Consider the following 20071-nt stretch of genomic DNA (forward strand, 5'->3'; position numbering starts at 1 on the left):
GGTGGACTCAAGGAGGAGTTCAGGACATGAACGAGCTCAACAGGCGCAAGATCCTCATCGCAGGCGGCACGTTGGGCGCGTTGGGGGCGCTGGGCATCGCGCCGCCGGCCTCGGCTCGTCCACTGTGGACGTGGTCGCCGAGCGGCTCGGTGGCCGGCTCCGGCGCGGGCACCGATCCCCATTGGGTGTGGGACGAGGAGGTCGACGCGGTGATGGCCGCCGTCCTCGACCGGGGCGACGTGCCGCGCGTCAACGCGCTGCTGAAGACGTGGACCCGCAACGACCAGCCGCTGCCCGACGGCCTGCCCGCCGACCTGCGGGACATCATGACCCGCATCCGCCGGCTGCCCGCGTGGGCCGACCCGCGCAAGCTCGACACCGCCGCGCAGTTCACCGTGACCAAGGGCATCTACGTCGGCGCCCTGTACGGGCTGGGCAGCGGCCTGATGAGCACCGCCATCCCCCGCGAGGCGCGTGCCGTGTACTACTCCAAGGGCGGCGCGGACATGAAGGACCGCATCGCCAAGACCGCGAAGCTCGGCTACGACGTCGGCGACCTCGACGCCTACCAGCCGCGCGGCGAGATGATCGTGACCACGGTCAAGACCCGCTTGGTGCACGCGGCCGTGCGGCACCTGCTACCCCAGTCGCCCGGCTGGAAGGGCACCAGCGGCGGCCAGACGATCCCGATCAGCCTGGCCGACGTGCTGGTCACGTGGCACAGCTTGCCCACGTTCGTGATGCGCAAGATGCTCGAGTGGAAGGTCCGGATCACGCCCGCGGAGTCGGCGGCCTACCTGCACGTGTGGCAGGTGACCGCGCACATGCTCGGTGTCCGCGACGAGTACATCCCGGCCACCTGGGACGCCGCCAACGCCCAGTCCAAGCTGCTCCTCGACCCGGTCCTCGGACCCACGCCCGAGGGCAAGGCGCTCACCCAGGTGCTGCTCGACATCGTCGCCGAGCTGGACGGCGGCCTGACCCGGCCGCTGGTCAGCGCCTTCGCCCGGTACACGTTGGGCGACCGGATCGGCGACTGGATCGGGTTGTCCGAGGAACCGTTCTGGGAGCCCGTGATCAGCAAGGCCTGGCCGCTGCTGGTGGCGTTCCGGGAGAACCTGATCCCGCTGCCGCTCGTACCGGAAGCCGCGTGGACCATCGAGGAGGTCATCCGCAAGATCGTGCTGTTGTTCCTGTCCGAGGGCCGGGGCATCGACATCGAGATCCCGGACGCGAACCGCCCCGCCTGAACCGGCACGATCCACGTGAAGGGCTTCCCATGACCGGCACTGATCAGGCCCGATCGGGCTCGGGCGGGCGCGGGATCGGACGACGCCGGTTCCTCGGGTTCGTCCTCGCGGCGCCGACGCTGGTGGCCGCCGCCGAGCTCGCCCCGGCGGCCGGGGCGGCCCCCGAGGCACCAGGGCCCGGCCTCGCGTCGGCCGACCTCGCGGAGCTGGTGGACCTCAACGACGTGATGACGGCCGCGGCACTGCCGACCTCGGGCCTGATCACGGTCGAGGTCCACGGCGACGGCACCGTGTCGTTCGCGCTGCCGCGGGCCGAGGTCGGCCAGGGCATCACCACGTCGACGGCCATGCTGATCGCCGAGGAGCTGGACGTGCCGCTGGAGCGGGTGCGGGTCACGTTGGCCGACGCACGGCCCGAACTGGTGTTCAACCAGCTCACCGGGGCGTCGAACACGACCATCGCGACGTTCCTGCCGGTCCGGGTCGCCGCCGCCACCGCGCGGCGGCGCCTGTTGGAGGCCGCGGCGGTCGAACTCGGCGCGCCGCCCGCCGACCTGACCGCGGACGCCGGGGTGATCACCTCACCGACCGGACGGCGCATCCCCATCGGCGACCTCGCCGCACGGGCCGCGAGCACCCGCGACCTCCGCCTGGCCGTGGAGCTCAAGCCCCGCGAGCGGTTCCAGGTCATCGGCACGCCGCGCAACCGGGTCGACGCGCTCGCCGCCGTCACCGGGCGCAAGAAGTTCGCGATGGACCTCGACGTCCCGGACGCGAAGCCGACGATGCTGTGCCGCCCGCCGACCATCAACGGCAAGGTCGGCTCGGTGCTCAACCTCGCCGTGGTCCGCGCCATGCCGGGCGTGACCGACGTCGTGGTGGTCTCCACCGGGGTGGCGGTGCGCGCGCGGACCTTCGGCCAGTGCATCGACGCCGTGCGGGCCCTGAGGGTGTCGTGGAAACCCGGCACCGCGGAGGGCAAGTCGGACCAGTCCGTGCTGGACGCCCTGCGGGCCGCCGAGCCGCCGATGGGCCTGCCGTCGCCGACGCCCACCGTGGAGGACCGGTTCACCTTCCACTTCCGCGGCAACAGCGCGCTGGAACCCAACTGCGCCATCGCCGACGTGCGGCCCGACCGCGCCGAGGTCTGGTCCTCGCTCAAGTCGCCGATCGTGGCCAAGCAGGCCATCGCGGTCAAGCTGGGGTTGCCGCCGCACGCGGTGACCGTGCACGTCACCGAGGGCGGCGGTTCGTTCGGGCGCAAGCTGTTCTTCGACGCCGCACTGGAGGCCGTCGAGGTGTCCCGGAAGGTCGGCAAGCCCGTCAAGCTCATGTGGCACCGCGCCGACGACGCCCGGCAGGGCCGCACGCACCCGATGGCCACCTCCCGCGTCCGCGTCTCCTACCTCGGCGACACGGTGCTCGGCTACGCGCAGCGGCACACCAGCGTCGCCACCGACCTCGGCCACGGGCTCGGCGAGCTGTTCACCGCGATGGCCGCGCGACTGCCGGTGGGCGACATCGGGTTCTCACAGACGTTCTTCCACCTGTCCCAGACCACGCCGTACGACTTCGGCGTCACCACCCGGCTGCTCAACGAGACCGACAAGGGCTTCAACACCGGCAGCATGCGCAACGTCTACTCCCCCGACGTCACCTGCGCCCGTGAGCTGATCGTGGACCGGCTCGCCGCGCGGATGGGCAAGGACCCGTTCCGGTTCCGCCGGGAGTTCCTGCGGGACGACCGCGCCCGCGCGGCCTTGGAGAAGGTCGCCGAGGTCGGCGGCTGGGGCCGCGCCATGCCCGCCGGCACCGCGCAGGGCGTCGCCGTCCACTCCGAGTACCACTCGGCCAGCGCGGCGCTGGTGGAGATCGACTGCCGTCCCGAGACCACCGATCGGCCCATCCGCGACGGTGTGGCCGGTCCGCGCGTGACCAGGGTCGTGTTCGCGGTGGACGTCGGCCTGGCCGTCAACCCGCGCGGGCTGGAGGCGCAGGTGATGGGCTGCGTCATGGACGGGATCGCGCTGGCCCTGACCTCCAGCCTCCACCTGCGCGACGGCCACTTCCTGGAGGCCAGCTGGGACAACTACTTCTACACCCGGCAGTGGAACACCCCGCCCCGGCTGGACGTCATCGTCATGCCGACCACCACCGGGGAACCCGGCGGCGCGGGCGAGCTCGGCGTCGCCGCGTCGATGGCCGCGGTCGCCTGCGCCTACGGCCGTGCCACCGGGACCACGCCCACGACGTTCCCGATCAACCACGGCACGCTGTCCTTCACCCCCAAACCGACCGTGCCGCCCATCCCCCAGTCCCCCACCGACGGCCTGGACCACGCCTTTTAGGAGGACACCCGTGCCCGAGCACACCTTCCGCCTCAACGGTGAGCAGGTCACCGTGACCGCGGACGACGACCTGCGACTGCTCTGGGTGCTGCGCGACCTGCTCGGCGTCACCGGGCCGAAGTACGGCTGCGGCATCAACGCCTGCAAGGCGTGCACGAGCCACCTCAACGGCCGCGCGGTGAACCCGTGCGCCATCCCCGTCAAGAACCTGGAGCCGACCGACGAGGTCACCACGATCGAAGGCCTGGCGGACACGGTGGACGCGGACCTGCACCCCATGCAGCAGGCGTGGCTGGACCTGGACGTGGCGCAGTGCGGCTACTGCCAACCCGGCCAGATCATGACCGCCGTCGCGCTGGTCCGCCGGGCCGCCGAGGAAGGCCGGGCGATCACCGACGCCGACCTCGACGGCATCCGCAACATCTGCCGCTGCGGCACGTACCCCCGCATCCGTGCGGCGATCAAGGCGGGCGCCGAGCGCAGGTGAGTCGAGCGGTGCCCTCGCACGCGCGTGTCAGTCCGGGGTGGGCGGCGTGACCGTGAGGTCCAGGGTCATGAACACGCTCGTCGGATCCGGGCCGTAGTCGGCGAACGGCGGGCACGACACGAAGCCGTGCCGGGCGTAGAGGCGGCGGGCCGGGGCGAAGAAGTCCTGGCTGCCCGTCTCCAGGCTGACCCTGCGGTAGCCGCGCCGCCGGGACTCCTCGACCAGGAAGGCGAGCATGCGCGCGGCCACGCCGCGACCACGGGCCTCCGGCCGGGTCCGCATCGCCTTGATCTCGCCCTCGGACGGGGAGAGCTCCTTCAGCGCGGCGCAGCCGAGCAGGACCCCTTCGCCCCACGACGTCCAGAACGACACGCCGGGCTCGCGCAACCCCGCGTGGTCCAGGGCGTACACGCTCTCGGCGGGCGAGGTCGCGTACATGTCGGCGAGGTGCTCGGTGATCAGGTCCCGGACCGGCCGGCGGGTGAGGTCGTCGGGTTCGATCGTCAACGCGAGCACGGCCGGCGTTCCCGGCACCGCATCCTGGTGTCCCATATCCGGGATAGTATCCCCGATATGGGACACCACGAAGGTGGCGCCGGCCACGACGACCGGCTGGAGCTGCGCCTGGCCGCCCGGCTCGCCGAGCTGCGCACCGAACGGGCGTGGTCGCTCGAGGACCTGGCCCAACGCGCCGGGATCAGCCGATCGACGTTGTCCCGGCTGGAACGCGCGGAGATCAGCCCCACGACGGCGCTGCTGGCCAAGCTGTGCGCGACCTACGAGCTGACGATGTCACGGCTGCTGGCCGAGGTGGAACCGGCGGTGTCGCCGCTGGTGCGCGCCGACCGCCAGGCCGTGTGGCGGGACGACGGCGCCGGGATCACCCGCAGGTCCGTGTCGCCCCCGTCGGGCGGACTGCGCGGCGAGGTCATCGAGGTCACCCTGCGCCCCGGCGCGGACATCGCCTACGACGGCTCGCCCGTGCCGGGCCTGGAACACCACGCCTGGGTGCTGCAAGGCGCGCTGGAAGTCACCGTCGACGGCACGGCGCACGAGGCCGGGACCGGGGACTGCCTGCGCTTCCGGCTCTGGGGCAGCTCACGGTGGCGCTGCCCCGGCCCCGACCCCGCCCGCTACGTGCTGGCGATCGTCCTGCCCTGATCGGACGACGACCGAGGACTCTGCCGGCGCCGCGGAACCCGACCCGTCCCTGTTGCGAGCCCGGCCGGCCACGGTGAGCACGGGTGCGCGTGGCCGGGCAGCCGCACGCACCCGGTCGCGCTACAGAGGTGTGATCACCACGCTCGTCGGGCTGGAGCACATGAACTCGACGCTCGTGAACCAGCTCGGCGGGGTCCAGATGTCGCCGCTGGTGGTGAAGCTGCCTTCCCAGTACGGCGGGACGCCGCCGGAGAACCAGCGCCACTTCACGTGCACGCCGTCGGCGACCCGGTAGCGGTAGTTGGCCACCCACATCGGGGTGATGTACCAGTGGACCTGCGTCCACGCGCCGGGCACGCAGGTGGACATGGCCGACACGGTGTCCGAGGCCGGGCTCGCCGCGGCCGCCGCGGGTGGGGCGGAGAGGGCGAACAGCGCGGCCAACGCGGCGAGCGCCACGCGCACGGGGGTGCGGAACCTGATCACGGTCGTTCCTTTCGACTCGGCTCACGGCCGGGTGTTCGGCCGTCGCCGACCACCATCCGCACCGGTGTCAGGGGAGGGTCAAAGCGCGGTCAACGCGCCGGGTGGCGGGTGACGCCCAGGACTTCCCGCGGGAGCACGCCGATCTCGCGCATCGCCTCGGCGTAGCGTTCGAACGCCCGCGAAGCCTCGCCGTGCCTGCCCGCCTCGGACAGGTTGGCCACGAGGTCGCGGTGGGACTGCTCGTCGAACGGGTCGACGGACAGGATGCGCAGCAGGTAGTGCACGACGTCGTCGACTTCTCCCGCGCGCTGGGCCAGGTCGACCAGGGTCCGCAGGATCCGCAGGTGCGCGGCCCTGGCCTCCTCGCGGAGGGGGCGTGCCCAGTCCGTGTACGGGTCGTCGGCGAAGACCTCGCCGGTGTAGGCGCGGTCGGCGGCGGTCAGCACCGCCCAGGCGTCGGCGAACTCGCCCCGTTCCCGCAGCCGCACCCCGTACTGGGCTTGGGCGAACAGGTCTTCGACATCGACGTCGAGCACGCCGAGGTCGACGGCGATGTCCTGCTGGCTGGACAGCACGAAGTGGTCCGCCGGCCCCAGCCGGTCAGGGTCGAGTACCGTGCGCAGGGTCGACAGCGCCACCGCCAGCCGGTGCGCCACCTTCTGCCGCTCGGCGGGCGCGGTCCGCCCCCACAGCAGGTCGGCCAGTTCCTCGCGGGGCACGGGAGCGCCGCGCCGGGCGACGAGCACGCGGAGCAGGTCACGGGCCTTGCGGGATTGCCAGGCGCGCGCGGGCAGCCGGCGGCCGTCGACCAGCACGGTGAACCCGCCGAGCACCCGGATCTCCACCCGTCCCGGCGCTCCCGGCCGGGTGGGCGGCATGTCCGCCACGCCCGCGGCGGCGAGCCTGGACCCGGCGAGCCTGCCGTTGAGCCGCAGGTCGCCGTGGTCACCCGCGATGCGGCCGAGCGCGACCCGGATTCGATCGGCCTCCAGCACCGCTCGCGACTCGGTCCAGATCGACAACGCCTCGCGCAGCAGTTCCCTGGCCGCGGCCGGGTCGTCGGTCGCGGCGGCCTCGACCTCCAACGCCCGCGCCAGCCCACCTCGATCGCGGTGCACGGCGGCGACCTCGGCGGCGGCCCGCGCGTCCCTGCGCACGTCGTCGCTCGCCCCGCGCTGCCACGCGACCCACGCGCGGGCGACCAGGGCGGTCGTGACCCAGCGGCCGTGGGCGTGCTCGACGGCGCGGTCGGCGAGCACGGCGGCTTCCTCCTGGTCCGTCGCGGCGGCCACCCGGGCCAGGCCGCACAGCGCGGGGACCATGCTCTGCCGGTGGTGCCCATCCCGCACGGCCGCGCGCAGGGCCTCGGTGTAGGCGGCTTTCGCCTGGGCGGGCTGCCCGCGCAGGCGGTGGACGTCGCCGAGCCCGGTCAGCGGGTAGGCGACCTTCATCGAGTGCATTCGCTCGTAGACCCGGACGGCTTCGTGGTAGCAGGCGAGTGCCTCGTCGAGCCTCCCGAGGCTGTGCAGCAACGAGCCCTGATTCGCCAGGGCGAGGGCGAGCGAGCTGTCGTAGCCCGCGGACCGGGCGAGGTCCACGGCGGGGTGCAGGACCGCGAGGGCCTCGATCAACCTGCCCTCCTGTTCCAGCCCGGCTGCCAGGTTCACCCGGATGCGCAACACCTGGGCGGTGTCGCCCGCCCCCTCGGCGAACTCCAGCGCCCGGCTGTAGTGCGCGCGCAACCCGACCGGATCACCGGTGAGATCCGCGCACAGTGCCAGCGCGACGTGAGCGGCGGCGAGCGCGCGCTGGTCGCCGGTGGCGCGTGCGGCTTCGACTGCCTTGCCGGCGAACGCGGTGCACTCGGCTTCGTCACCCGCGAGCCAGTGCGCGGCCGATGTCCAAGCCAACAACAGAGCGGTGTCCGGGTCGGAGTCGCCGCCGCTTCGGCCGCGGCGCAGCACGGCCAGCGCGTCGTTCGGGTCGCCCCACAGGTAGAGCGCGGCCCCGTATCGCCAAGCCAGGCCCGCCGGCAAGGAATCGGCGCCGCCGGTGAGCCGGGCGTAGGCGGCGATAGCGGCCCGGGTCCGGCCGGTGGCTTGCAGGGCGTCGGCGTGGATGAGGTCGATCGCGGGGTCCCGCAGCACGTCCGGCAGGACCGCCGCGGCCGCCACGATCCCACTACCCGCGCCGGTGGCCAGGAGGTCGGCGCCGTGGTCGCGCAGCAGGTCCGCGCACCGGGTCCGGTCGCCCGCGGCCGTCGCCAGGCGGAGTGCGTCGACCAGGCGGTCGTGGTCGCGGTGCCAGTCCGCGACGAGCGCGACGAACGCCGCACGTCGCGTCGGGGGCACCGGGTGTCGGGCCGCGGCGATCGCGGCGATCAGCGGAACGGCCCGGTGCCGGCCGTTCTCGGGTAACAGCAAGCCGAGCCGGGCGAGCAGACCGATCTGCGCGCCGAGCCTGCCTTCCCCGATGTCCGCCGTCAGCTCGGCGGAGACGGTGCCGACGACCGGTAGCTGGGCGAGCAACTCCAGCGCGTCCGGGGTGAGGTCGTCGAGCACCTCGGCGCACACGTAGTCGTGCAGGGGGTTGTCCGGCTGGGACAGCAGCTCCGTGGACGGCTCGGAGACTCCCGCGGAAACCACGTGGGCAGCCGCGAGGTGGACCAGGGCGGGCCAGCCCGCGGTCAGCGCGTGCACCGACGCGGCGGTGTCTTGGTTGTCGACGCCGTACTGCCCGGCGAGCAGCACGGCGACCTGCCGCGGCGACAGGGCGAGCTGCCGAGGTCCGATCTCGATCGGCGCGCCGAGGTCGTAGCGCAGCAATGCGGCGACCGGGATCGGGCGGCGGGAGAGCAGCACGAGTCGGTCGGGCCTGCGCTGCGGGCTCGGCAGGTGATCGGCGCTCACGTCGTCGACGACGAGCGCCTGCTCCCCGGTGTCGCGCAGCCACTGCCGCACCGCGGTGGTCTTGCCGTACCCGGCGGCGGCGACCACGACGCTCAGGCGTCCACGCAGCAGGTCGTGCACTCGACCCTCCGGGAGTCCGACTTTGACACCACTTTGACAGCCCTCCCGATACTCGCGATCGCACGCCTGACGGCGCTACCCAGTTGGGCTGGTCGGGTGATCCGGCATCGCACGGCAACGAAACCGGAGGTGGATGATGAGGAACCGTCATGGTGTGCGGGCCGTCCTCGCGGCCGGGCTCGCCCTGGCCGCGTCACTCGCGCCGAACCCGGCCGCCGCGGCGGCGCACGGCTGCCAGGGGTGGATGATGTACATGGTCAACTCGGACTTCGAGGCATCAGCCGACGGTTCGGCCGTCCCGGCGTGGTGCACCGGCGAAGGACCGGATGCCAAGGGCGTCGACCGGGGGGTCGGGTGGTCGTACGCGGGCGCCAACAACGCCTACATCGAGGCGACCACCACGTCGCGGTGGAACGCCCTCACCCAGCACATCGTCGTCCCCCGCGACGACACCATCGAGCTGGCCGCCTACGTGCGCACCTCGTCGAGCGTCACCGCCGGCTACTTCGGTGTGCGGCACAAGGCGACGGGCGCGGTGCACCGAGAGGTGCGGTTCGGTCCGCTGAACGTCGGCTACCAGCGGCTGTCAGTCCGGTTCCCGTCGGAGGCGGGCAACGACTACACCGCCTTCGTCGGCTACTGGTCGCCGGGCGGCTTCTCCTGGCTCGTCGTCGACGAGGTCACGACCCGACTGGTGCGGTGAGGTCGGGCGCGCTACGGGTTGCCACTACCGAGGGTGACTTCAAGGACGTGCTCGTTGCAGTTGCCGGGGATGCTGTCCTCGTCACCCTCGTTGCTCGTCGTCAGCCACAGGTCGCCGTCGGCGGTCGGTTCGACGGTCCGCAGGCGGCCGTGGGCGCCTTCGAGGTGCCGCTGGGGGTTGGTGAGGGTGTCGCCGGCGATCTGGAAGCGGTACAGGCGGGTGCCGCGCAGGCAGGCCACGTAGGGCGGGTCACGTCGGTCCAGTTCACCAGCGACCACAGCTTCTGCACGTAGTCCGGCCGGACGTTGCGGTACTGCAGGTAGTAGGCGTGCTCCCACGCGTCGAACACCAGCACCGGGGTCGTGTTCATGCCGACGTCGCCGTGGTGGTCGTACACCTGCTCGACGACCAGGCGCTGCGACAGCGGCTCCCGGGCGAGCACGCCCCAGCCCGACCCCTGCACCAGCGTGGTCACGGCCGTGAGCTGCTTGGCGAACGCGTCGAACGAGCCGAAGTGCTCGGCGATGGCCGCGGCCAGCTCGCCGTCGGGCCGGTCGCCGCCGTCCGGGCTCAGGTTGTCCCAGAACATCGTGTGCAGCACGTGCCCCGACAGGTTGAACGCGAAGGTCTTCTCCAGGCCGACGATGCCGGAGAAGTCCTCCTTCTCCCTGGTCTCGCGAGCCGTTCGAGGGTGTCGTTCGCACCCTTGACGTAGGCCGCGTGGTGCTTGCCGTGGTGCAGCTCCCGGAACGGGCCGATGAGGCAACCGCCCGGCTCCCGCACCAGGTGCGGCAGTCCCCTGCGTGAAACAGCCGTCTCAGCACGGGAACCCGTATCGGGTCCGGCACGACCACTTGTGCAAGGGCCCTTCCACGTTGAGCCCGATCGCAGGACAGCGGTGGGGACCGGGGCACGAGGAACCCGGTTTCCACCGCACCCGCCGCCGGTCCACGTCACCACCCACTCCCGGAGGGACCTGTGAGGCCAAAGCCATGACCGGCCCTGGACCGGCCACTACCGGGATCCGGCTCGCCGACGCACGCCGGACCGACCTTCCCGACGCCGCGGCCGGGTCGCGTGCGGTCCGGCGCGCCGACCCGGCCGAGGTCGCCGCCGCGCTGGCCTCGACGGCGGCGACCAGCCCGTACTTCACCGTGGACGAGGACCGCACCGGCGGGCTGCTGCGCTCGTTGCCCGAGGATCCGGACGCGTTGGCCGAGGCCGTGAGCCAGGTCGGTGCGCACTTCGGGATGGCCGAAGCGCGTGTGGCCGCCTCCACCCTGCAGTTCCTGGTGGCGGCCGGGCTGTGGTCGGTCGCCCTCGGCGCGCTGGCCGGCGGCGGTGTCGTCCCCGACCTGGACCGGTTGCGGTACCGCATCGGCGAGGACGCCTCCGTGCGGCTGTCCCTGCCCGAGCCGGGCGGCTGGACCACCACCGGCGACCCCACCCCGCTGCTGCTGCGCGCTGTCGTCGAGGAGCACTTGAAGCCGTTCCACGCCGGGTTGCGCTCGGTCGTCAAGGTCGCCAACGGTCTGCTGTGGGGCAATGCCGCCGCAGCCCTGCGCAGCGCCCTGCGGTCGCTGCCCGCGGACCTCGGCGACCTCGGCGACCGGCTGCTGACCGCACCGGCGCTGCGCGACGCGCTGTCCCCCGACGGCACCCGCCGCAGCTGCTGCCTGTTCTACCGCACGCCCACCGGCCACACGTGCCGCACGTGCCCGCTGGTCGGGGCCGCGGTCACCAGGCAGCAGGGGAACCACGCGTGACAGGTGCCGCATCGGGCACCTGGCGGGCGAGCCGGCTCCCGGCGGAGGATGTCGGGGTGCGCGCCCACGGTTGACCGCCGAGGATCACTAGTTGCTCGACGTCGCGGTGCGGAGGTTCCGCGATGTCGTGCTCGAGGACCACGCGCCGTTCCTGGAAGACCCGGCGACGGTCGCGTTCGCGGCCTTGGAGGACGGCGAGGTGGGCGTGGGGCTGCAGGCAGCGCCACGTCTGCGGCTACTCGCAGGTGCAGCTGTACGAGATCGGCGTCGCCGAGGCGGCGCGCAGGCGTGGGATCGGACGCGCCCTGCCGACGGCGTTCCGCGAGCACGCGATCGGGCTACTGGTGCCCACCGTGCGACCGACAGCCCTTACAACGCCCACACCGACCGGCCGGCTGGGCTCGCCTTGGCAGGCGACGTCTCGGGGTTGAGGGTCCTCGACGTGGGCTGCGGCGCAGGGCACTACATCGCCGAGTTGCGCGCGCGGGGAGCGGGCGAGGTCGTCGGGGTCGAGGGAAGTGGGACGCTGCTCGATCACGCGCGCGAGCGGATCGGGGACGACCCGGCGGTGACGTTGCGCCGCCACGACTTGGAAGAGCCGCCGGCTTTCCTCGCCGACGACTCGTTCGACGTCGTGGTGATGGCGCTGGTGCACCACCACGTCGAAGCCCGTCGGCAGCTGCTCGCCGAAGTGCACCGCGTGCTCCGACCGGGCGGTGTCCTGCTGGTGTCCACGACCCACCCCGACCATCAGCTATCGCCGCATGACGCTCCAGACCTTCCTCAACGAACTCCTCGACGCCGGCTTCGCGTTGGAGCGCGTCGTCGAGCCGCAGGCCGCCGAGGAAGCCCGGCGCATCGACGAGCGGCGGTTCCTCAAGACGCGGCAGATGCCGTTCTTTATCGCCGTCAGGATGCGGAAGACCAGGTGACCGGGAGCCGGTCCAGGCCGCGTGCCATCCGACCGCGCCGCCAGGACAGCTCCTCCACGCCGACCGCGAGGCGCAGGTCCGGGAAGCGGCGCAGCAGGGAGCCGATGGCGACGCGCAGCTCCGCCTTCGCCAGTTGCGCGGCGACGCAGTAGTGCAGGCCGAACCCGAACGCCAGGTGCGGGTTCGGCTTTCGGGTCACGTCGAGTTCGTCAGGGCGCTCGAAGACGCGCTCGTCGCGGTTGGCGGCGTCGGGGTGCACCATCACCGCGTCACCGGCCCGCACGAGCACGCCGCCCAGTTCGACGTCCTCCAACGCGATCCGGGTGAACCCCGCCGAGGTCACCAGGGGGTTGAAGCGCAGCAGCTCGTCCACCGCCCGGTCGATCAGCGACGGGTCGGCGCGCAGCGCGGCGAGCTGGTCGGGGTGGGTGAGCAGGGTGTGGATGCCGTTGCCGAGCTCGCTGGTCGTGGTCTCCAGGCCCGCGTAGAGCAAGGTCACGCCCAGCACCACGAGCTCGTTCTCGCTGAGGCGGTCTTCGGTGTCCCGCGCCTCGACCAGGGCACCGAGCAGGTCGTCGCCCGGTTCGCGGCGGCGGGCGGCGACCAGGCCGGCCACGTAGTCCTTCAAACTGGCGAACGCGTCGTGGATCTCCTCGCTGGAGAACGCGGTGGTGGCCAGGGCGACGTCGATCCAGCCGGCGAACCGGTCGCGGTCGGCGACCGGGACGCCCAGCATCTGGCAGATCACCGCCACCGGCACCGGCACCGCGAAGCCGGTGATCAGGTCGGCGGGAGGTCCCTGCTCCTCGATCCGGTCGAGCAGCTCGTCGGTGACGTGCTGGGCGTGCTCCGCCAGGCGCTCGATCCGGCGAGGGCTGAACGCGGCGGCGACCAGGCGGCGCAGCCGGGTGTGCTCGGGCGGGTCCACCGTGTGCAACGTCGCGTCGGTGTGCCTGCGGGGCGAGGCGCGGGGCACGTCCCGGTCCAGCAGCGCCGCCCGGCTGAACCGCGGATCGCCGAGCACCGTGCGGACGTCGGCGTGCCGCACGGCCAGCCAGGCGTCGCCGCCGTAGGGCAGCGAGATCCGGCTGAGCGGTTCGCGCTGCCGCAGGTGGGCGTACTCCGGCTCCAGCACCAGTGCGGTCGGCTCGCGGAACGGGTACGCGCGGGCTGCCTGCGTGGGTCGCATCGATCTCCCCGGTTCCGAAGGCCGAGTCGTCACGACCAGTGGTCGGCCCGGCGGGCGAGGAAGTTCCCGCGAAGTCGACCGGGGTTCGCCCGTGCCGGGAACCAGCGGGCGTTCCCCGACGACCCTAAGACTGGAGCGGTGCGATTCCACCCGAGGACGACGTGGCTGGAGCGGCATGGACTGGTACGAGGACGACGATCTCTGGACGGGCTTCGCCGAGGTGATGTTCCCGCCGCACCGGGCGGCGGAGGCTGAACGCCTGGTGACCACCTCGCCGTTGCTCGAGGTCGCCCCCGGCGACCGGGTGCTCGACCTCGCCTGCGGACCGGCGACCCACGTCGTGCCGCTGGCCCGCCGCGGAGCGGTGGTCACCGGGGTCGACCTGAGCGAGGCGATGCTGGCGCGGGCGCACGAGGTGTGCGAGCGGGCAGGTGTGCGGGCGCGGCTGGTGCGGGCGGACATGCGCGAGCACGTCGAGCCGGACGCCTACGACCTGGTGATCAACATGTACACGTCGTTCGGCTACTTCACCGACCCGGGCGAGAACCTGGCGGTGCTGCGCAACGCCCACGCCAACCTCGTCGCCGGTGGGCGGCTGCTGGTCGACGTCCTGGGCAAGGAGGTGTTCGCCGGCTGGGTCGGCCGCCCGCAGGCGGTGGACGTGGACGGCGGCACGGTGTTCATGCGCGACACCGTGCTGGAGGACTGGACGCGCCTGCGCAGCGACTGGACCTGGGTGCGCGGGAACGAGGTGCGGCGCACGTCGCTCTACTCCACCCTCTACAGCGCCGCCGAGCTGCGGGCCCTGTTCGAGGAGGCCGGGTTCACCGATGTCGAGTGCTTCGGCGACTTCGACTGCTCCCCCTACGACAACCACGCACGCCGGCTGATCGTCCGGGGCGTCCGCGCCTGAGAAGACGAGTCGAGGGCCGCCGGGCCCGGGCGCCCGGCGGCCTCGACTCCTCAGGTGGGGCGGGGGGATCAGGTGGCCTTGGCACCGGGGAACAGGTCCGGCGCCAGGCCGGTGGCGAAGTCGCGGATGAGCACGTCGACGTCGAGGTAGGTCTTGGCGCGGCACTCCTCGAAGTTCTCGTCGACGCCGGCGATGAAGTTGTTCTCCCGGAAGGGCCGGAACTGGTTCGTGCGCGGGTCGGCGGTCAGCGTGTCGCGGGTCATCTTCACGGGGTCGTAGACGATGAAGAAGTCGGCGTCGGCGGCGGTGCCCACGGCCTTCTCGAAGTCGTACGGCTGACCGTTCGGGGCGGGGTTGTCGGGTGCGAAGACGTTGTCCACCCCGAGTTGGGCGAGCAGGCGGCCGACGAGTGTTTCGGCGCCGTGGCCGTGGAGGAACTCGCAGCCGCGCTCCGGGGCGATGCAGAGGTAGCCGACCTCGCGGTTGTCGATCTTGCCGGACACGGTGGCGACGACCTCGTCGTACTTGGCCTTGATGGTGTCGAACTCGGTGTTGGCGGCGGCTTCGGCGTTGTAGAAGGCCGCCACCATCTTGATCCACTCGGCGGAGGCCAGGGCGTGGCGCTCCAGCCGGTTGGACACGCTCACGCCGGGCATGCCGGCGGCGCGGGCGTTGCTGATGTCGTCGAAGCCCTTGCCGAACCCGGACATGAAGATGGCCTGGTTCTTCAGGCCCAGCACGGCTTCCTTGTTCAGGTCGGTGTACTCGCCGATCGACATCGGCTTGCCCGCGGCCTCGGCCACGCCGGCGTACCACTTGTCCTTCTCGGCGTTGCCCAGCAGCTGGCCGCTCAAGCCGGTGATGGTCTGGTTCTTGCCCAGGCGGTCGACCATGGCGAGCGCGTTGAACGAGGTGACCGACACGTTGGTGACGGGGACCTGGACGACCAGTGCACCCGCCAAGTCGCCGGTGGCCTCCGGTTGGGGTGTCCCGCACTGGTAGAGCACGTACTTCAGCTCGGGGCCGTCGGCGTTCTCGGTGTCGGTGAGCGTGATGGTCTTGTAGGAGTTGTGGTAGCTGATCTGCCACAGCTCGGATTCGGTGACGGTGCTCTTGTCGGGGAAGTAGTCCCGGCCCTCGGCGTAGTCGGTGACGCAGCCCTCCGCGCCTGCCTGGCCGCCCGACGCGCCGGGGCTCGATCCCCCGCAGCCGGCCAGTGCGAGGGGCAGCGCGAGCAGCGCGACGGCCGAGCGGATGAGTGTGTTCACGGTGGTGCTCTCCTGCGTGTGCGTGGGTTCCGGTTGCGGGACGGGGCGTCGGCGGGGTGGGCGCTACCCGGTCCGCGCGTCTTCGGGCAGCGACGCGGCTCGGCCGCGCAGGTGGGTGACCAGGGCGTCGAAGCCGACGCCCGGCGCGCCGTCGACGTTCCAGCGGCACGGTGTGCCGTGCTCGATGCTCAGGATGTGGTCGGCGTCCTCGGAGGTGGGTTCCCACCCGGCGCGGCGCACGGCGTGCTCGGCCCACTGCCGCAGCCGACCGTCGGCGACCACCCGCACGGTGGCCCCCGGTTCGGTGACGTCGGCGACGACGATGGTGGCCGCGGCGTCGTCGAAGGACATGTTCTCGCCGGTGAACGTGCGGGTCACCGCGTCGCCGTAGGCGAGGTCCTCGGGCGCGCCGGCGGTGACCGTGCCGTCGCCGCCGACCAACCACACCTGGTCGGCGCGGCGCAGCGCGAACCCCAGGTCGTGGGTGGACAGCACGATCGCCGCACCGGTCGTGGCGGCGAGCCGGGTCAGCATCGCCGCGAACTCGATGCGGCGCGCCACGTCCAGGAACGCGGTGGGCTCGTCCAGCACCAGCACGGCGGGCTCCTGGGCCAGGGCACGGGCCACCATGACCCGCTGGCGCTCACCGTCGGACAGGTCGGTCAGCGGGCGGTCGCGCAGGTCGGCCACCCCGGCGTCGGCCAGCGCCCGGTCCACCGCGGCGCGGTCCCGGTCCTTCTCCCGGCCGATCCAGGACCGGTACGGCATCCGGCCCAGCGCCACCACCGCTTCGACGCTCATCTGCCCCACGTCGACCGGTTCGGTCAGCGTGACGGCCAACCGCCGCGCCCGCTGTCGCGGTGAGAGGGTCGCGAGGTCGCGGCCGTCGAGCAGCACGTGGCCGGCCAGTGGCGGCTGCGCGCCGACCAACGTGCGCAGCAGGGTCGACTTCCCCGCGCCGTTGGGGCCGATCAACGCGATCAGCTCACCGGGCCGAGCGGCCAGGTGCACGTCCCGGAGCACGGTAACGGCGGGATGACGGCGACGCCGCCGATAACCGGCCGCGAGCGCCACCGCCTGCAAGGCGGGTCGGGGGTTCTCGGTCGTCACGCCTGCCTCCTCGCCCGGCCCGACAGCAGCACCCACAGGATCACCGGCGCGCCGACGAACGCGGTCACCGAGTTCAGCGGCAGCGAGGTCCGGGTCAACCCGTTGCCCCCCGCCACGTACTCGGCGACCAGCACGATCACCGCCCCGATCAACGCGCTCGCGGGCAGCACGAGCCGGTGGTCCGAGGTGCGCAGCAACCCCCGTGCCAGGTGCGGAGCCGCCAGGCCGACGAACCCGATGGCGCCGCAGTAGGCCGTGGTGATCCCCGACAGCACCGCCACGCTCGCCAACGACAGGAAGTGCACCCGCCGCACGTTGATCCCGAGGCTGCCCGCGTAGCGGTCGCCGAGCAGCAGGGCGTTGAGCGGCTGGGCCAGGAACACCGACAGCACCAGCACCACGGCGCACGACACGGCGATGACCTGCAACTCGTTCCACGTCACGTTGCGCACCGAGCCGCGGGTGAACGTGGCCAGCGCCTGCAACCGGTCCGGGTCGGTGTAGTAGACCAGCATGTCCACCACGGCGCCCGCCAGGTAACCCAGCATCACGCCGACGACCAGCACCACCACCGGGTCTCCGACGCGGCGCGCGATGCCCAGGGCGATCAGGAGCACCCCGGCGGCCCCGGCGACCGCGGCACCGGTGACGCCGAGCTGGCTGACCAGCCCCAGACCCGACAACCACCCCACGCCGCTGGTGCCCAGGATGACGACCGACGCGCCCAGGATCGCGCCCGAGCTGACGCCGAGCACGAACGGGTCCGCCAACGGGTTGCGGAACAGCGTCTGCATCTGCGCCCCGCCCACCGCCAACGCGGCACCGGCCAGCAACCCGGCCACCACCTTCGGCAACCGCGCGTCCAGCACGATCGTGCGGTTGACCGCGGACTCCGCGTCCTGGCCCGTCAGGACGCGCAGGACCTCGCCGATCGGGATGGCGATCGAACCCTGCGCGATCAGGACCACCACCGCGCCCAGCAGCAGGAGGACCAGCAGCCCGAACAGCCCCGCCACGTACCCGACTCGCCGACGCGCCCCGGTACCGCGTGGCAGTGCGGTGACCCCGCTGTCGACCACGTCCTCGACACCCGTGCCACTACTCGACACCGCGCACCCTGTTCCTCCCGCTCGGGCCGCTGACGAACCGGCCACCACCTCAGAAGTCGTACCGCACCGCCCTCCGGTTCCCGGGCACCACGCGAACGCGGAGGCGGTGACGATTCCGCGGTAGCCGGGAACTCCGGTGGTCGGCCGGCCGACCTGCTGGAGGTCGACCTGGGGAGGACATCGCATGCGGGACTTCGGGCCGGAGACCTACGGTGAGCTCAACGCCGACGTCTACGACGAGTGGCACGCCGCGCACGACCCCACCGACGCGGTGCGCGGCCTGGCCGAGCTCATCGGGGAAGGTCCGGCCGGGCCGGTGTTCGAGCTCGCGGTGGGCACCGGGAGGGTGACGATCCCCCTGGCTTCGCTGGGCGTCGACCTGAGAGGCGTGGACGCCTCGGAGGCGATGGTGGCCCGCCTGCGCGCCAAACCCGGCGGCGACCGCATCCCCGTCGTCATCGGCGACATGGCCGATGTGGACGACGGCACCGACGACCTGTTCGCCATGGTGTTCGTCGTGTTCTCCACCTTCTTCTTCCTCCAGGACCAGGAAGAACAGGTGCGCTGCTTCGCCAACGCCGCGCAGCGCCTGCTGCCCGGGGGCCGGTTCGTGCTGGAGTGCCCGATGCCCGACGTCGCCCGCTACCAGCGCAACCAGACGCTGGAGACCCACCAGGTCGGGCTCGACCGGGTGCGGCTGGCCGCCGTCCGCCACGATCCGGTCGAACAGCGCTTCGAGGGCCACCACGTGCTGATCACCGAGCGCGGGATCAAGCTGGCGCCGGCGTTCATGCGCTACGCCTGGCCGGCCGAACTCGACCTCATGGCCCGCCTGGCCGGGCTGCGGCGCGTGCATCGGTGGGGTGGCTGGCGCCGTGAGCCGTTCCGCGCCGAGGGCGACTACATCACCGTGTACGAGAAGCCCACGAATTCGTGATCCCGCAGGCGCATCACCCGGTCCTGGACAACCGGCGGGCCACCACCAGCACCAGCGGCGGCAGCAACAGGCACTGCGCGGCCACCGCCAACCAGAACCCCGGCAGCAGCTCCGCCCGCTCGAACAGCCCGTACACCGCACCGCCGACCACACCGCTGAGCAACGAACCCACGCCGACGGCCAACCGCTGCTGCCCGAACGTCACCGTGGCCGACCGCGTCGACCCCGCCAACGCCTCCAGGTCGTTCTTGAGGAACAGCACCGCGGTGCCCACCGCCATCGCCGCCACGCCCGCGGCGAGACCGACCACCCGGCCACCGGCGAACGCCACCATGCCCAAGGCCATGCAGCAGGAGCCGACCGCCACCGCCGACGGGTAGCCGACGCGACCGACCCGCCGTGCCACCAACGGCTGCACCGCCACCACCGCGAGCGAGTACCCCATCATGACCACCCCGTAGACGGCCGTGGGCACGCGGTCCTCCGCGAAGGGCGACAGGTATTGGTAGAACTGCATGTACAGGTAGTGGGTCAGCACCGTCACCGCGAACGGCAACCCGGCCAAGCCCTTCAGCACCCGCCGGAACGGCTCGACCCGCGCCGGGGACGCCGCCGCGCTCTCCGGGCGCAGGAAGAAGTGACCGACCGCCAGCACGGCGTACAGCGCCGTCGTCATCGCGAACAACCGCCCCGGGTCGTGCAGGAACACCGCGCCCACAACCGGTCCGAGCGCGATGCCGAGGTTGCCCGCCGCGTTGCCCGCCGACAGCGCCTTGGGGCGCTGCTCGGCCGTCGCCGAGTGCACCAGGTAGCCGCGGTAGGCCGGCGAGTACAGCGCACCCGCGCCACAGCCCAGGAACAGCGCGAGCACCGTCAACGCCGGGTCTTCCGCGCCGACCAGGTACGTCACCGCACCCAGGCCGTACACGGAGGTGGCCAGCAGCAGGCACCGCTTCAACCCGATCCGCTCGGCGAACGCCGCGGTCAACGGCGCACTCGCGAACTGCACCAGCGTGGCCACCCCGAGCACCACGCCGACCTGCGCCATCCCGACACCCAGCCGGTCGCGCAGCAGGACGGCCAGGTACGGGTAGACCGCGAACGTGCCGATGTTGACCAGGCACCCGCCCACCAGCAACGCGCGCTGGGCTCCGGTGAGACCCCTGCCGGCAGAACGCCTCCTGGTTCCCGTACCGCGCGACGCACCCGTGCCCATCGACCACCCCAGCTCGCGCTCGACTCCCCGGCACAGCACTGGTCGTCGCACCACCCCGGGAAGTTCCCTCGTACCCGCACCCGATTCCACCACCGCGGGAACCGACGAAGCCTCACCGACGACCAGTAGGACTGGAGCGGTCCTCGCGCGCCTCCGTCCGCACCGAC

17 protein-coding genes and 2 pseudogenes are annotated in these 20071 nt (G+C 72.4%); 10 read left to right on the forward strand and 9 right to left on the reverse strand.

The features are described from left to right. Positions 1-26: 26 nt before the first annotated feature. The 3 genes from LNK82_RS01515 to LNK82_RS01525 are packed head-to-tail and all read left to right on the forward strand — an operon-like array spanning position 27 to position 4085. Positions 27-1250 (forward strand): oxygenase MpaB family protein, encoded by a 1224-nt coding sequence (locus LNK82_RS01515; protein WP_230565058.1) that lies wholly within the window; start codon positions 27-29, stop codon positions 1248-1250. 29 nt (positions 1251-1279) lie between these two features. Then, positions 1280-3598 (forward strand): molybdopterin cofactor-binding domain-containing protein, encoded by a 2319-nt coding sequence (locus tag LNK82_RS01520; RefSeq protein WP_230565059.1) that lies wholly within the window; start codon positions 1280-1282, stop codon positions 3596-3598. 10 nt (positions 3599-3608) lie between these two features. Next, positions 3609-4085: a (2Fe-2S)-binding protein gene (locus tag LNK82_RS01525; RefSeq protein ID WP_230565060.1), complete on the forward strand. Its 477-nt coding sequence runs from the start codon at positions 3609-3611 to the stop codon at positions 4083-4085. Positions 4086-4112: 27 nt separating this feature from the next. Here the strand turns inward: LNK82_RS01525 and LNK82_RS01530 are convergent, their stop codons facing one another. Then, complete coding sequence (locus LNK82_RS01530) at positions 4113-4637, reverse strand: GNAT family N-acetyltransferase (RefSeq protein WP_230565061.1); 525 nt, start codon at positions 4635-4637, stop codon at positions 4113-4115. Positions 4638-4658: 21 nt separating this feature from the next. On the opposite strand from LNK82_RS01530, the gene LNK82_RS01535 reads away from it, so the two are divergent. After that, positions 4659-5246: a helix-turn-helix domain-containing protein gene (locus tag LNK82_RS01535; protein WP_230565062.1), complete on the forward strand. Its 588-nt coding sequence runs from the start codon at positions 4659-4661 to the stop codon at positions 5244-5246. 120 nt (positions 5247-5366) lie between these two features. On the opposite strand, the gene LNK82_RS01540 is transcribed toward LNK82_RS01535, so the two are convergent. Together LNK82_RS01540 and LNK82_RS01545 are read right to left on the reverse strand one after the other, a co-directional pair. Beyond that, positions 5367-5732: a hypothetical protein gene (locus LNK82_RS01540; protein WP_230565063.1), complete on the reverse strand. Its 366-nt coding sequence runs from the start codon at positions 5730-5732 to the stop codon at positions 5367-5369. A gap of 89 nt (positions 5733-5821) precedes the next feature. Then, positions 5822-8761, reverse strand: coding sequence for an AfsR/SARP family transcriptional regulator (locus LNK82_RS01545; RefSeq protein ID WP_230565064.1), 2940 nt, complete (start codon positions 8759-8761; stop codon positions 5822-5824). A gap of 154 nt (positions 8762-8915) precedes the next feature. Between LNK82_RS01545 and LNK82_RS01550 the strand changes: the two genes are divergently transcribed. Continuing rightward, positions 8916-9464, forward strand: coding sequence for a hypothetical protein (locus tag LNK82_RS01550; RefSeq protein WP_230565065.1), 549 nt, complete (start codon positions 8916-8918; stop codon positions 9462-9464). Between the two features lie 244 nt (positions 9465-9708). Here LNK82_RS01550 and LNK82_RS48190 read toward each other — a convergent pair. Then, positions 9709-10259: pseudogene (locus tag LNK82_RS48190) on the reverse strand (superoxide dismutase); the annotation flags it as partial. Between the two features lie 197 nt (positions 10260-10456). On the opposite strand from LNK82_RS48190, the gene LNK82_RS01565 reads away from it, so the two are divergent. From LNK82_RS01565 to LNK82_RS01575, 3 genes and pseudogenes are all read left to right on the forward strand, one after another. Then, on the forward strand, positions 10457-11230 hold the full coding sequence (locus LNK82_RS01565; protein WP_230565067.1) for a (2Fe-2S)-binding protein: 774 nt from the start codon (positions 10457-10459) through the stop codon (positions 11228-11230). Between the two features lie 442 nt (positions 11231-11672). Beyond that, positions 11673-11966, forward strand: a pseudogene (locus LNK82_RS48195) (class I SAM-dependent methyltransferase); the annotation flags it as partial. Between the two features lie 28 nt (positions 11967-11994). Continuing rightward, complete coding sequence (locus tag LNK82_RS01575; RefSeq protein WP_230565069.1) at positions 11995-12162, forward strand: hypothetical protein; 168 nt, start codon at positions 11995-11997, stop codon at positions 12160-12162. On the opposite strand, the gene LNK82_RS01580 is transcribed toward LNK82_RS01575, so the two are convergent. Beyond that, entirely contained in the window at positions 12140-13351 is a 1212-nt protein-coding gene (locus LNK82_RS01580) for a cytochrome P450 (RefSeq protein ID WP_230565070.1), read from the reverse strand. The two genes, LNK82_RS01575 and LNK82_RS01580, sit on opposite strands and share 23 nt — an antisense overlap. 175 nt (positions 13352-13526) lie before the next feature. On the opposite strand from LNK82_RS01580, the gene LNK82_RS01585 reads away from it, so the two are divergent. Next, positions 13527-14264, forward strand: a complete 738-nt coding sequence (locus LNK82_RS01585; protein ID WP_230565071.1) for a class I SAM-dependent methyltransferase — start codon at positions 13527-13529, stop codon at positions 14262-14264. Positions 14265-14332: 68 nt separating this feature from the next. Here LNK82_RS01585 and LNK82_RS01590 read toward each other — a convergent pair whose 3' ends face one another. From LNK82_RS01590 to LNK82_RS01600, 3 genes are all read right to left on the reverse strand, one after another. Further along, on the reverse strand, positions 14333-15532 hold the full coding sequence (locus LNK82_RS01590; protein WP_230565072.1) for an ABC transporter substrate-binding protein: 1200 nt from the start codon (positions 15530-15532) through the stop codon (positions 14333-14335). Positions 15533-15595: 63 nt separating this feature from the next. After that, entirely contained in the window at positions 15596-16642 is a 1047-nt protein-coding gene (locus tag LNK82_RS01595) for an ABC transporter ATP-binding protein (RefSeq protein ID WP_230565073.1), read from the reverse strand. Further along, positions 16639-17751, reverse strand: coding sequence for a FecCD family ABC transporter permease (locus LNK82_RS01600; protein ID WP_230565074.1), 1113 nt, complete (start codon positions 17749-17751; stop codon positions 16639-16641). Before LNK82_RS01600 ends, LNK82_RS01595 begins: the two co-directional genes overlap by 4 nt. Positions 17752-17935: 184 nt before the next feature. Between LNK82_RS01600 and LNK82_RS01605 the strand changes: the two genes are divergently transcribed. Continuing rightward, positions 17936-18688: a class I SAM-dependent DNA methyltransferase gene (locus LNK82_RS01605; RefSeq protein ID WP_230565075.1), complete on the forward strand. Its 753-nt coding sequence runs from the start codon at positions 17936-17938 to the stop codon at positions 18686-18688. A gap of 13 nt (positions 18689-18701) precedes the next feature. On the opposite strand, the gene LNK82_RS01610 is transcribed toward LNK82_RS01605, so the two are convergent. Continuing rightward, a complete protein-coding gene (locus LNK82_RS01610; protein ID WP_230565076.1) occupies positions 18702-19958 on the reverse strand; it encodes an MFS transporter in 1257 nt (418 codons plus the stop codon). Positions 19959-20071: the final 113 nt, after the last annotated feature.

Origin of the sequence: Saccharothrix luteola, assembly GCF_020859565.1 — a bacterium.
Classification (GTDB): Bacteria; Actinomycetota; Actinomycetes; order Mycobacteriales; family Pseudonocardiaceae; genus Actinosynnema; species Actinosynnema luteola.